13 protein-coding genes are annotated in these 12,584 nt (G+C 56.8%); 9 read left to right on the forward strand and 4 right to left on the reverse strand.

The window, feature by feature from the left end; all coding sequences use genetic code 11:
• Positions 1-98: 98 nt before the first annotated feature.
• From BF99_RS23460 to BF99_RS0114215, 3 genes are all read right to left on the reverse strand, one after another.
• Complete coding sequence (locus BF99_RS23460; RefSeq protein ID WP_197019166.1) at positions 99-503, reverse strand: HNH endonuclease; 405 nt, start codon at positions 501-503, stop codon at positions 99-101.
• A 772-nt stretch (positions 504-1,275) separates the two neighbouring features.
• On the reverse strand, positions 1,276-2,313 hold the full coding sequence (locus BF99_RS21055; protein ID WP_025771454.1) for a 2Fe-2S iron-sulfur cluster-binding protein: 1,038 nt from the start codon (positions 2,311-2,313) through the stop codon (positions 1,276-1,278).
• A 141-nt stretch (positions 2,314-2,454) separates the two neighbouring features.
• The gene (locus BF99_RS0114215; RefSeq protein ID WP_025771455.1) at positions 2,455-3,462 is read right to left on the reverse strand and encodes a BMP family lipoprotein; all 1,008 of its coding nucleotides are present in this window, start codon (positions 3,460-3,462) and stop codon (positions 2,455-2,457) included.
• Between the two features lie 437 nt (positions 3,463-3,899).
• Here BF99_RS0114215 and BF99_RS22585 point away from each other — a divergent pair, with 437 nt between their 5' ends.
• From BF99_RS22585 to BF99_RS0114295, 9 genes are all read left to right on the forward strand, one after another.
• Entirely contained in the window at positions 3,900-4,181 is a 282-nt protein-coding gene (locus tag BF99_RS22585; protein ID WP_025771457.1) for an Alvin_2107 family globule sulfur oxidation protein, read from the forward strand.
• Entirely contained in the window at positions 4,178-4,618 is a 441-nt protein-coding gene (locus tag BF99_RS0114230; RefSeq protein ID WP_025771458.1) for a hypothetical protein, read from the forward strand. Before BF99_RS22585 ends, BF99_RS0114230 begins: the two co-directional genes overlap by 4 nt.
• A 47-nt stretch (positions 4,619-4,665) precedes the next feature.
• Positions 4,666-5,085, forward strand: a complete 420-nt coding sequence (locus BF99_RS0114235) for a thioredoxin family protein (protein WP_025771459.1) — start codon at positions 4,666-4,668, stop codon at positions 5,083-5,085.
• Positions 5,086-5,431: 346 nt separating this feature from the next.
• Positions 5,432-5,800 carry a sulfur oxidation c-type cytochrome SoxX gene (gene soxX, locus BF99_RS0114250; RefSeq protein WP_025771460.1) on the forward strand — a complete coding sequence of 123 codons (369 nt, stop codon included), beginning with the start codon at positions 5,432-5,434 and terminating at the stop codon, positions 5,798-5,800.
• Positions 5,801-5,918: 118 nt separating this feature from the next.
• Positions 5,919-6,362 carry a thiosulfate oxidation carrier protein SoxY gene (soxY, locus tag BF99_RS0114260; RefSeq protein WP_025771461.1) on the forward strand — a complete coding sequence of 148 codons (444 nt, stop codon included), beginning with the start codon at positions 5,919-5,921 and terminating at the stop codon, positions 6,360-6,362.
• Between the two features lie 45 nt (positions 6,363-6,407).
• Positions 6,408-6,719, forward strand: a complete 312-nt coding sequence (gene soxZ / locus BF99_RS0114265) for a thiosulfate oxidation carrier complex protein SoxZ (RefSeq protein WP_025771462.1) — start codon at positions 6,408-6,410, stop codon at positions 6,717-6,719.
• Between the two features lie 337 nt (positions 6,720-7,056).
• Positions 7,057-7,905 carry a sulfur oxidation c-type cytochrome SoxA gene (gene soxA / locus BF99_RS0114275; RefSeq protein WP_025771464.1) on the forward strand — a complete coding sequence of 283 codons (849 nt, stop codon included), beginning with the start codon at positions 7,057-7,059 and terminating at the stop codon, positions 7,903-7,905.
• 65 nt (positions 7,906-7,970) lie between these two features.
• Positions 7,971-8,300: a SoxXA-binding protein gene (locus tag BF99_RS22130; RefSeq protein ID WP_156013331.1), complete on the forward strand. Its 330-nt coding sequence runs from the start codon at positions 7,971-7,973 to the stop codon at positions 8,298-8,300.
• 401 nt (positions 8,301-8,701) lie between these two features.
• Entirely contained in the window at positions 8,702-10,843 is a 2,142-nt protein-coding gene (locus tag BF99_RS0114295; protein ID WP_156013332.1) for a hypothetical protein, read from the forward strand.
• A gap of 1,198 nt (positions 10,844-12,041) precedes the next feature.
• On the opposite strand, the gene BF99_RS23465 is transcribed toward BF99_RS0114295, so the two are convergent.
• Positions 12,042-12,584, reverse strand: a 543-nt coding sequence (locus BF99_RS23465; RefSeq protein WP_197019167.1) for a hypothetical protein, incomplete at its 5' end; no start/stop codon positions are given.

Raw genomic sequence — 12,584 nt, forward strand, 5'->3', positions numbered from 1 at the left:
GATCGATCGTTTTCGCAAGCGATGTCGTATCGGAAGGGTTTGCGTGCAAAGCCAAAGGCTTGTTCGGCGGTTTTTTCAAAATCGATATTCATCGATGGTCATCGATGCTTTTTCGGTGTCGATCCCTTGTGCGCCAATAGCCTTTGCAGGGCGGCATCGGCTTTGGAGTCCACCTCGATGGCGGCCTTGATTTTTTCGATCACGGCCTTGGTCGGCTCGTTTGCGCGCTTGAACTGATTGCATCGATGGCAGGCGGTTTTCAAGTTCTCCTTCGAATTCGATCCGCCCTTGGATCGAGGATGGATGTGACCTATCTCCATCGCGCTGAACGATACCGATTCCTGGCATAGATAGCAGCGGCCTTCATCTCGTAGCCATAACTTGTACTGCCGGGCTCGACGCCAGCCCGAAGAGACTCCCGATAAAATCGATCGGCAGTCCGGGCATCTCGTTTGCGCCCCTTGAACGATGAACGCTCTCTCGCAGCAATCGCAGTCCTTCATGAGGGGAGCGACGCTTTGTCCTTGACGGCGCGCGTTTTTTCGCAGTCCGCTTTTTCGTCGATTCTCCCGATAGCCGTTTTTCTTGCATTCGTCGGTGCAATAGGGCGATTGGCCTCTTTTTATCGGTATTTCGTTCTCGCACCATCGGCAGGCCCGGCGATCATCCGAAAAATTTCTCCTTGGCGGATGGGTTCGGTTGTATTCACGCTGATACGCCGATCGCGCATCGTAGGCACATCGTTCGGTGCAATATTTTCGGGCGGGATGGTCGCTTCCGAAAGGGGTATCGCATCGAGCGCAAACCACCATCGACGACTTGGCCGGATTGCGCGATCGCCGCTCGGAGGATTTTTTACATCTCGGTAGGCAATAAACGATCGATTTGTGAATCGGAGAGAACCATATACCGCACCCTTTGCAATGAATCGGGGCAAGCCTCGCTCGGCGGCGCGCCCTTTTCTTTCGTTGCGCCGCCGCTTGCATCTCTCGATCCCTTGCGTCACGACACTCCCGGCAATATTTACGATGATGCGAGGGAGACTCGAATTCGATCCGGCATCGAATGCATCGCGAAAAAACGAGATCTCGGTGGACGAAAGACGAGGGACGACATTGCACCGAGCAGTATTTCTTTTTCCGGTGAAAACGGAATTCTTTTTCGCAAGTCGTGCACTTCAAGAGTTGCCATCGGGTTTGGGGTTTGTCTACCGACATGCTCGATCTCCGATTTGCGCCAAGACCTTGGGATCAATCATCGGGCTCGGTTCGCCTGTCAAAGGCAGTCCGTCTTGATACGGTGCCGACACAGCCCCCGCCGGATCAGTTCCTCTCGGCAAGCGGCGACGAAATCGCTCGGACCGGCCAAGTAGGCATCGGCCCTCGATTCGAGCGAGCCTTGACCGGGCGAGATCTCGCAAAGAGCGGATTCGCAGACCCTCGAAGCGATCGAATCGGAAGGCTCTCCTTCGTTCGCAGCGATCGGATAGTAGCGAAAATCATCGAGGGCATCGGCCCATGCCCGACAATGATCGTGGCGATAGGGCACTCCCTTTTGCACCCTCGCCAATCGAATCGGCACATCGAATTCGCGGTTGATCACATGTTCGATCAGGCTCTCGATCGGCGCAAAAGCGGTATCGAAGGCGATGAAAATCAGCGTTCGCCCGCCGGGGTCGTCCAGAACGAAACGACCCGTCGGGCCTTCGATCTCCAACCTCGCTCCTTGCGCATGGTCTTCGAAAAAAAAGGCATGAGCCAAGTGGTCGCCCAAGCGAAGATGTACCCTCATATCCACCGACTCGCAGGGGCAGCTGGCAAGCCAAGTCTCGAAGGTGGGGCCGCCCTCGATATGCAACCGTACCCGCTGACCGGAAAGATAGCGAAGCACCCGCGCCCGTCGAAGCTTGATATGCACCGAAAGCACGAGGGGATCCTCTTTCGTCCTTTCGATACGAATGATCCGGGCGCGCACCCGTTGATGCGCGATATCGTCCACCCCCAAGGCCTCGGTGGATTCGATCACCACCTCGCCGACGGGAGCGACCGAGCAAGGCAGGATCCAACCCTCGATCTTCTCGGCATCGGAAAAGGCGTAATCGTGAAAGCGGATCCGCTCGGTCTTTCCGCTTAGTACCTTCGCCCGACACTCGCCGCAGCTTCCGTTGGCGCAGCCGAAAGCGGGCGAACGGCCGGCGCGCAATGCGGCCTCCAAGATGCTTTGTCCGGGCTTTGCATCGAATCGATGCCCCGAAGGGGAAAGCGTGACCGTGCCGAAACCCCGCTTCGAAGGAGTGTCCGAAGGAGCGTCCATCGATCATGCCTCTTCGCGCTTCGATCCTTACCCGAGTCTCATTCGGGAAAGGGCAACGAGGCGCGAAAATCCCGTCTGCGGGTGCGAAGGAGGCATCGTATCGTATCGCTTCCAAGCGCTTGGTTCGGCGGATAAGGATCTTTAGCGCGTGACATGAGGGCAAGTGCCATCGACGGTGTAGTCGTGCACCTCGATCGCCCCCTCGACGATACCCGCTTTGGCCTCCTCGACGGCGGCCAGCATCCCTTTCGTGATCAAACCCTCGTTATGCTCGTCGATGGCGATATCCAGGCCCTCGTTCTTCAAGGTCATGACGATCGTCTCCCCGGTGGTGATGTCATCGCCGGCATCGAATGCCTGCTCCACCACATTGTCCATCCGCTTGAGCATCGATGTCAGAACCGCTCCGGGATGCAGATGGTTCTGGTTGCTGTCCACCCCGATCGAGAGAATTCCCTCGTCGGCCGCAGCCTGCATGATGCCGATATTGGTGCCGCCGGCGACCCCGTAGATCACATCGGCTCGTTGCGCGACCTGCGCTTTCGCAAGTTCGGCGCCCTTGATCGGATCGTTCCACGCCGCAAGGGTCACCCCGGTCATGTTTTCCAAGGTCTTGATATCGCCTCGCACCGCCTTCGCCCCTTGGAAATACCCGCAGGTCATTTTTCGGATCAGCGGGATATCCATGCCCCCGATGGCTCCGATCACTCCGCTTTCGGTGGCCATCGCCGCCATCAGCCCGACCAAGTACGACCCCTCTTGTTCGTTGAACAGAACCGAGCGCACATTCGGGGCTTTGACTTCGCTGTCGATGAGGACGAATTTCGTATCGGGATATTCAGGGGCGATTTCTGCGAGCATGGTGGCGAAGGAAAAGCCCACCATGACCACGGGATTGAGTCCGCGTTCGGCGAATCGTCGCATGGCCTGTTCGCGCTGCGCTTCCGCTTGCAGTTCGACCTCGTGGAATTTCATACCCGTCTTTTCGCTCCAGCGCTTCGCCCCGGTATAGGCCATCTCGTTGAAGGATTTATCGAATTTGGTTCCCACGTTGTAGATGATGGCCGGCTCCCCCGATGCCGTCCCGGTTGCGACCGTCAGCAACAAAGCGGCGATGATTCCGATCGGTTTTTTCGCAAAGATTCTCATGGTTCATCTCCTGATGAAGTCGATGACAAAGACGGTCATAAAAACGGTCATAGGAATACACCGTTCGGCTCATCCGGCGCCCCGGCGCGCTCGATCTTCGATCGATTCGGATGGATAAGGCTTTGGATTATCACCCCTTTCGGTTTCGATGGCAGGCGATCGGGGGGCTCGCCCGTCATCGCCGCCGATATCGACGAGGCGGGCAAGATGCCATCCCTTGCAATCTGCTGTCTTGCAACCCATATCGACATCGGGGCGAATCCCTTGTCTATCCCGATAGGCATATTGTCTTTGCCCGGCATTGGCATCTTAATCATCGAAACCGTCTTCGATATCGGCTAAGCATGCCTTCAATCCCCCTAAGGGAATATCGAAGGCTTCGAATGCGCGATCGTCGATCGATCACAGTCGATCGACCGCAAGGGAGGTCAACCATCATGGATCCTCGTTTTTATCACGACACCGTCAAACGGATGGAGAATGCCGGGGTCGAATCGGAATATATACAAGGATGGGTCGGTGGATTCATGGGCAATCCGATGCGCGAGGAACAAAGGCTGACCGAAGCCTATAAAGCAGGTTATGCCGCCGGGGAAGAGGGCAAGGGGGATGGCTTCGAGGCTTGGCGGGCAGGCGCCGAGGTCTCATCGCAAGCATCGGATGCCGTCGCCGTCGCTGCCGCCCCGGCATCGGGAGGGGTATCGGGAGAACCGTCATGAGCGAGTGCCAGATGAAAACCGTCGAGGCCTCGGCGTCGTGGAGCGCGAAAGAGCGCACCGCATGCGCAGAGCTACTCGGCGATGCCGCGCGACGCATCGACGAGGCCGTCGCGATCTGGGAAGATGCCCTGCAATCGCCGGATCATCGGGAAGTGCCCTTCACCGCGATCGTCCACTTCGGGGCGCAGCGAGCGCGAACGTTGCAGCGATTGCATTTCGAGCAAAGAGATCTGGCGGCCAAGTTGACCGGACAAACCGGCATCGTCTATCGAGACTCGCTGGGGATGGATGAATCGATCGACGTGGTTCAGCCCTTTGCCCAATTCGAAAAAGACGAGTCATTGCACGATCGCGCGCGAAAAGCCATCGAGACCTTGCGCGAGCGAGCCGGTCGATTGGCGGATACGATCAAATCTATCGAAGAGCGAGGCTCGTAGCGCTCGGGGCTGGTCCCTTACTCGAGGGTCCGAGGAGGAATCCGGCGATGGACGCAATTCCCCTGATCGATGATTTGGCGGATTTCGCAAGCAAGGCGATCGATCGGCGTTTGCCGATCGTCCTGCTCGTCTCCCGTTCCGATTGCTCGTATTGCATGACGCTAAAAGAGCAAGTGCTCGATCCGATCGCGATGAGCGGCGAGTACGAGGACAAGGCGTTGTTGGGCGAGCTGATGCTCGACGCTCCACAGGAACTGATCGGATTCGATGGCACCGTCTTCGATGATCGCGACGATTTCGCTCGACGATTCGATGCCCTTTTCACCCCGACCTTGCTCTTCCTCGCCCCCGATGGCTCCGAACTGGCCCCTCGCATGCGAGGAATCAACACCCTTGAATTGTTCGCCTTCTACCTCGATCGTTCGATTCGCAAGGCCGGGCGCACGCTTTCGGAAGAGGAAATCTGATCGGATAAACTGATCGGATAAAGGAGAGTCGTATCGTCTCATCTTCGATGGGGGATGGATCGAGACGATGTCTAAGACGGTGCCAAAACCTCGACATCGCCGCTTGATCGCCTTCGATTCGCCCCCGCCGGGCTTTTTCCGATCTGTACATTGCCGCCCCTTTTGCGGCTATCATTGATGCGCAGAAGTCGAGGCATCAGCGTCAAGGTGCACGAGCGAAGCGGCGGCGCTTCGAGGGATCGGCCATCGATCTCCCCGCCGATATCCCCCCGCCGAGACGAGTTTCGTACGAAAACGACTTCGAAGGATTCGCAAAGACACGATCGATTTCCAAAGGGATACCGAGATGATCAGACACTCACTTCTCGCTCTTGCGATCGCCGGCGCGCTTTCGTCGGTCAGCGGCGCGGTGCTTCTTTTTTCGCCCCCCGCTCTCGCCGCCTCCGTCATCGAGGAGGGTCGGGCGATCGCTCTCGATCGGCGAAAGGGCAACTGCATGTCGTGTCATATCATCCCCGGCGTCTCTTCGGCGGGCAACCCCGGACCGCCTTTGATCGCGATGAAGGCAAGATGGCCGGACAAGGCCAAACTGCGCATCCAGATTCACGATGCGAGGAAACTCAATCCTCTATCGCTCATGCCGCCTTTCGGAGCGCATGAGATTCTTACGGAAGAGGAGATCGACAAAGTCGTGGAGTTCGTCCACTCTCTTTGATATCGGTCTTTTGATATCGATCCTCGATATCAAAAGACTTCGAGGGTCGTTCGAGGATGACGATCAATCCCGTCGAACAAGGCGGGCGAGCATCGTCGGCAAAGCGAGGTGAGCAATCATGAACAGAAGATTCTTCGTCAAATACGCCGGGGCGGCGGTCGGCCTGCTGCTCCTGCCCTTGCGAGCGTTCGGGTCCCGTCCCGAATCCGCCTTCGAGTCGGAGTCCACCGGCGATGCCTTGGAAAAACTCTTCGGGAGCGCCGATCTCACCGAAACGGATCGCATCAAGATCAAGGCTCCGGAGATCGCCGAAAACGGGGCGGTGGTTCCGATCACGGTCAACTTCGATATCGAGAACGCCGAATCCGTCAGCATCATCGCGGAGAACAACCCGGCGCCCTTGGCCGCCTCCTTCGATCTGACACCGAACTCCGCCGGGCTCGTTTCGACCCGTATCAAGATGGGTAAAACCTCCCCGATCCATGCGGTGATCAAGGCCGGTGACACGATCTATCACGCCAGCCGGGAGGTCAAGGTCACGATCGGCGGTTGCGGGGGCTGAAAATAAAAGCCTTTTCGCCATCGCAAATCACGAAGGAGAGTTGACATGAGCACGATCAAAATCCGCGCTCGCGAGAAGAGCGGGGTCACCACGATTCAGTCGCTGATGAAGCATCCCATGGAAACCGGATTGCGCAAGGATGCCAAAACCGGCGAGACCATTCCGGCGCATTTCATCAGCGATGTCACGATATCGCTCAACGGCGAGAAGGTGATGACCGCTTACCTCGGGCCTGCGGTATCGAAAAATCCTTATGTTTCCACCAGCATCAAGGGAGCGAAGAAGGGCGATACCATCACCTTGTCCTGGGTGGATAACACGGGCGAGAATGCCAGCGCGGAAGCGGTGGTCAAATAACGAAGCGGACCTTTTCGAGGATCGGCAGGTATTTTTGCCCTCTTCGAAAAGGCCGGACCTCGGTCGAAGTCGAGCATCGATATTCAAAGCGCATCGATGCTCGGGCGAGCCGGATCGGGCGGCGTTTTCGCTCATCGCTTTCGAGCGCGAAGTCCGGGTGCTTTGCGAAAGATGCCCGACGAAGAGCCCCAAGGAATCGAAGCCGAGGCGTGCATAAGGGAGTCTTTCGCTTGACGCAAAAGCGAATATCCTCGCCGATCATGCGGAAAAATGCTCGATCAGGCAGCAAGACCGATCGGTCTTCGAAAGCCGAGAAATCAAACGAGGTGGAGATATCATGAGAACCGTGCGCATCCTCTTGGCAGCATTGCTGTCCTCGTATCTTGCCTTCGGCCCGAGCGTCAGCCTCGCAGGCTCTCCGGAAGAGGATCGAGAGGCCTTCCAGAATTTCTACAAAGAACGCTTTCCGAACACCCCCTTCGAGGATTTCGCCAACGGTATCTATTCCATCGACAAGGAGCGTCGGCAGGAGTGGGAACAGATGGAGGAGTTTCCCCAATACGAGCTGGACATAGACGCCGGGGAAGCCCTCTTTCACAAAAAATTCGCCAACGGCAAGGGGTTTGCGGATTGTTTTCCCGATTACGAGACCGGGGTGCGACAAAACTACCCCCATTGGGATCCCAAGCGGGGCGAGGTGGTCACGATGGAGTGGGCCATCAACCTGTGTCTCGAAGAAAACGGCGAGAAGCCGCTCAAATACAATCGGGGGCCGCTGGCCGAAATCTCCGCCTATCTCGCCTATCTTTCCCGCGGGCATGTGATCGATGTCAAGGTGCCCAAGGACGATCCCCGGGCCTTGGCCGCCTACGAGGATGGCAAGCGTTTTTACTATACCCGGCGGGGACAGCTCAATTTCTCCTGCGCCTCGTGCCATGTTCATACATCGGGGTTGAAATTGCGCTCGGATCTGCTTAGCCCCGCCTTGGGGCAAGTGAGCCACTTTCCCGTCTACCGGAAGAAATGGAGCGCGGTCGGGACCTTGCATCGCCGCTATGGGGGCTGCAATCGTCAGGTTCGAGCCGCCTCTTTCAAGCCCCAAAGTCGCCAGTATCGCAACTTGGAATATTTTCACACCTATATGAGCAATGGCATCCGGCTCAACGGCCCCGGCGGTCGGCAGTGAGCGGGCTTCGTTGCGCGATCGAAAACGTCATCTCGTGGAAATGAATGAGAGGGGAGACAAGAACAATGCAACGCATCTCGAATCGTTTACGGCGAGCCGTCGCTCCCGGCCTTCTTGTCTTTGCGATGGGGCACGGCGTTCCCGCTCTTGCAAGCGATCAAGCGGCCTTCGAAGTCGCCTACGATGCCGGTCAGGCGGCACGCAAAGCGGCCGCTGCCGTCGGCCATGAGTGGAGAGATACCAAGAAGATGCTGAGCGATGCGAAGAAACTCGCCGAAAAAAGCGATTTCGAAGCGGCGATCGCCCTTGCGGAACGGGCGAAAAGACAAGGAGAACTCGGCGTGATCCAAGCCGAGCACGAGGAAAAGGTTTGGATGGATGCGGTATTGAAATGAATGAGGGCTGCCCATAGAGGCAATTTCATCAGGAAATAGCAGAGTATCTCGATCGGCGGTGATGTCCCGAGGAATCGGTGCCGCTCTTTTACGATGATTTTTCGCTCCAAGGCGGGGCTCCCAAGGTCTTTGATGAACTCAAGTCTTGGATAATCGCCGAGAGGGTCGATGCCCAAGCAATCGCTTGGATCCCTTTTCGCCGATTCATTCCATCGTTCATTTTCGGCGCGAGGCGGTCGGGTTGCCATCTCCCGATCCTGTTATAGCCCGTATCCCCTATCCCCTATCCCCTATCCCCTATCGAGTCTCGTTGTAAAATGGCAAAGCTTACTTAAGTATTCGATCGCCCGCACTGATCGTCGATAAAAAGAAAACGCGCCGATGACAAGGAGATTTCGCCGATGACGTTCCCTTCGAGACTTTGCATCTTCCCCCTGATTTGCTCGCTGCTTGCGATTGTAGTCATTCCTCATGGCGCCGTTGCCCAATCGCCGCCATCGGGCATGATCGTATTGGATAACACCGGTACGCTGACCATCGAAGAGGGGACCTCGGGGAGATTCAACGTCGATCTCAGTGTGGCGCCGAATGCCGATGTCATCATTGCCTTGGCTTCCGATAACACCGATGTGAGCGTCTCGCCGACATCGCTCACCTTCACGACCACCAACTGGGATACGGCCCAAGAAGTGACCGTAAGCGTAGCGGACGACGACGGAGCCGATGACGAAACCGCCACAATCACCCTGAGTGCCATCGGCGGCATCACCGCGACCGCGGTGGAAAAAGATATCAGCGTGGAGGATGACGAGACGGCGGCGCTTTTATTATCCGCAAGGGCGCTGGCCATACTCGAAGGTGGCAGAGGCTATTTCGAGGTGCGGCCGGCGACGAGGCCGACTGCCGATATCAAGGTAACCATCACCGTGCCTTCGAGTAGCGGCATCGGCATCGATACCGACCTGAGTACGCCGGGCATTCAAAATATGCCGCTGACATTTAAGCGAGACGGCCAACAAAATGCTTGGAATACCTACCGAAGGGTGGTGGTTTTCTCGGCCTTGGATGATACCAATCAGGCCGATCACTCGGTCGACATCACGCTATCGGCCGCTGCCGACGATCCGAACGGGAGTTCGGATTACGACAACGAGACCGAAACCGTATCGCTCGGCGTGAGGGTGCGACCGAGGGGCAATTTCATCTTGGATATCCCTCGTACGCTCGCCTTCGTCGAGGGTGATTCGCAAACCTTCGAGGTGAGCCTCGATACCGAACCGAACGACAGCGCCATCATCGATTTCGATCATTCCTTGGGCGCCTCGTATCTGGTCATATCGCCGCCATCGCTGACCTTCACCCCCGCCAATTACGACCGACCGCAGAGGGTGACCTTTACCCCGCTGCAAAACCGGGATGATTTGCACCGAAGCGGCACTTTCACCGTGAAAGCCATCAGCGGCATCAGGGCCCCGGCATTCACTTCGACCGTCGATATAGCGAACGCCCCGCCCAGGGGTCGCATCGTCTTGAGCCAAACCGACCGGCTCATCATCCCCGAGGGCCAATTGGAGGTATTGACCGTCAATCTCGATACCCGGCCGACCGGGGCTGTCTATGTGGCATTGGAAAGCGATCACCTCGATGTCACGGCCTCGCCGTCGGTCTTGACCTTCACCGAGACGAACTACGCCAAGGCGCGCACGGTGGTCATCATCTCCGAGCAAGACAGAGATCGATCGGATGAGGATGTCACGATCACTTTTTCCGCCACCGGTGGCATCAGAGCCCCGGGGGCGATGATCGAGGTCATCGTGATCGATGACGACGAGACCACCCCCGATTGGCCGGTGAAGACCCAGGCGCTCGCCCTTCCGTCGACCGCTGCGCAAGACGATGCGACCATGCGTTTGTATTGCAAGGAGAAGAATAGGGATTGCGCCGTGCATCTGGCATGCGCCGCCCAGTCGGACGGATCGGTCTACGAAGGCTCGATCCTCTCGGTTCCGGCCAATGGCGCGCTGACCCTGACGGTATCGGATATCGAGCGAACGCTCGGCGGGTCGTCATGGTCGAATAAAGGACGCTTGGGGTGCGCCTTGCACAGCGAGCAAACCATCAGCGCTCAGGTATGGACCCGCTCGGGGGATGGGGTGCTGGTCAACAACAGCGCCTTCATACGCAGCATCAGAGAAGGGGAGATGTACCGAGCCGATATCGAGTCGATTCCCTCGCCGGATGAGATGGAGGAATCGAATATACGGATTCGCTGCACCTCGGCCATCACCGCCTCCCATTGCGCCGTCTCTCTCGCCTGCTACGACGATGCAGGAAGGCGATACGATGGCGATTTGGGCGCGATCGGACGCCTAAGGGTGCGCCACTTGCAACGAGATGAGTTATCCCGCTTGATCGGCCACCGATGGTCGGGCTTGGGTCTTTCATGCGAAATCCGCTCGGATCGGATCTTCACCGTACAAGTGATGACCCGCACCGGCGGCGGTGGGGCATTGGTCAACAACAGCGCCACCGGAGGGAGATGATCGACCGGGAGCCCACGTGCCCCGCGCGCCGCGCTCGGAGTCGATCGTATCGAGGATATCAAGTGGATGCCGTAGCCATCGGCGAGGGGCTTGGTCGATATCGCGAACAAGCAAGTCGATAGCGGAAAAACGAGCACCGGATGCCGCCGGAGCGAAGACCGATAAGGGCACCGGCCCGGCGGGCGGGCCTTCATCGATGGTGGCGATGCTGCGACCCGCCGGCGGATTTATCGCTGATTTCGATAGGGCGTCAATAGGCATTCGTCAAAGATCCTATTGACGCCATTCTAACGCTCGCCCAATGCCGCTTGGATGGTCTCGACGATCAAGTTGTCGTTGGGTGAGCGTTAGATGAACTTTATTTCCATAGTCAATATTTCATCAAACAAATAACTCATCCCCAGAATGGCAGCAGTATAAATAACCCACAAATATATCAAATCTTTCAATTTGGATAATTCAATTTTGGATAATTCATTTTTTGACTTGAATAGAGATGATTCATCTATAAATGAATATGTAACCATCACCCTTTCCATTCTTCTAAGTTCTTTGGAGTATGCCTTGATGAGCTGAACGGATAATATACCAAACAACGTTCCGGTTATGCTTGCATCCATGAAAGTTGCTATGAGCCCAAAGAAAAAACCAATGATAATCCCTAGGGCTGAATACAACTCATTAGCTATAATCGTTCGTACCGGGTTTTAAACGGATACCGCCGGCCATCCGAGAGGGCCGGGAAGATCTAAGGTTGGAGGCTTTCTCCGCTTGGGCTCGCATCTCGATCGGTGCCGGTATCCATCGGGGGATAATCCCGTCATCCCCAAATCCAACGGCGAATCGATCATGTCAATGCGCAACGACTTCGAAGAGCGGTTTCTTTCTCACCGGTAACGCCTGACGGTATTCCACATTCCGAATACGGGAACAGAAAAATACCATCAAAACTGCCCGGCGCTGGTAGTGATTTGATATCACTGAACAAGTGCCAAGTCGATTCCGGCGACTTGGTTGTTAATGCTCACGACATGGATTTTTCATCTATATCGATGTCATGGATACAAATAAAGGATAAGCAAATGCAACCGATAAGAACGATAACCGATTACTTTTTTACGTCAATGGAAGAATCTCCATACCATCGCTCACCGCGTCCGATTCTCCGAGCGAGGATGCCATTCAAAGGTTAAAAGGTTCATCTTGCGCTGTTGTTGACCAAAGCCCCGCCGCCTCCGGTACGGGTCATCGCTTGCACCGTGAAGTGGTTGTCCGAACGCAGTTCGCACGATAGCCCCATGTTTTGCCAGCGATGGTCGATGAGCGATGACAGTTCGTCCGTTTGGATATGCCTGACCGTCAGGCGATCGATGCGGCCCACCGCCCCTTCGTGCAGCGTTCCGTCGTCGGTGTAGCAGGAAAAGGCGGTGCGGGTGCAATGCTCGCCCTTGGGAGCCAGACATCGGATACGCAGGTTCGTTTTTTCGCCCCCGTCGGTCGCGGGAATCGACTCGATATCCGCTCTTTGCTTGCCGGTGCGAGCCTCGAGAGCGCTTTCGAGCACGGCGCTGTTGTTGACCAGCACCCCGTCGCCGGAGCGGGTCCAAACTTGGGCTCCGATGCGCTCCTTGCTGCGCAGCAGGCAACCCAAGCGACCCTTGCCGAACCATGAATCACCGGTGAGGCGGACGATATCCGAAACCCCCACCGTATGCGTTCCCCATGCCGGTATCAACTCCGG

This window comes from Thioalkalivibrio sp. HK1 (assembly GCA_000583135.1).
In the GTDB taxonomy this organism is placed as follows: Bacteria; Pseudomonadota; Gammaproteobacteria; order HK1; family HK1; genus HK1.

Coding starts and splice junctions, on each gene's coding strand:
- BF99_RS23460 (WP_197019166.1), bottom strand. CDS start 503: ATGAAGGACTGCGATTGCTGCGAGAGAGCGTTCATCGTTCAAGGGGCG.
- BF99_RS21055 (WP_025771454.1), bottom strand. CDS start 2,313: ATGGACGCTCCTTCGGACACTCCTTCGAAGCGGGGTTTCGGCACGGTC.
- BF99_RS0114215 (WP_025771455.1), bottom strand. CDS start 3,462: ATGAGAATCTTTGCGAAAAAACCGATCGGAATCATCGCCGCTTTGTTG.
- BF99_RS22585 (WP_025771457.1), top strand. CDS start 3,900: ATGGATCCTCGTTTTTATCACGACACCGTCAAACGGATGGAGAATGCC.
- BF99_RS0114230 (WP_025771458.1), top strand. CDS start 4,178: ATGAGCGAGTGCCAGATGAAAACCGTCGAGGCCTCGGCGTCGTGGAGC.
- BF99_RS0114235 (WP_025771459.1), top strand. CDS start 4,666: ATGGACGCAATTCCCCTGATCGATGATTTGGCGGATTTCGCAAGCAAG.
- soxX (WP_025771460.1), top strand. CDS start 5,432: ATGATCAGACACTCACTTCTCGCTCTTGCGATCGCCGGCGCGCTTTCG.
- soxY (WP_025771461.1), top strand. CDS start 5,919: ATGAACAGAAGATTCTTCGTCAAATACGCCGGGGCGGCGGTCGGCCTG.
- soxZ (WP_025771462.1), top strand. CDS start 6,408: ATGAGCACGATCAAAATCCGCGCTCGCGAGAAGAGCGGGGTCACCACG.
- soxA (WP_025771464.1), top strand. CDS start 7,057: ATGAGAACCGTGCGCATCCTCTTGGCAGCATTGCTGTCCTCGTATCTT.
- BF99_RS22130 (WP_156013331.1), top strand. CDS start 7,971: ATGCAACGCATCTCGAATCGTTTACGGCGAGCCGTCGCTCCCGGCCTT.
- BF99_RS0114295 (WP_156013332.1), top strand. CDS start 8,702: ATGACGTTCCCTTCGAGACTTTGCATCTTCCCCCTGATTTGCTCGCTG.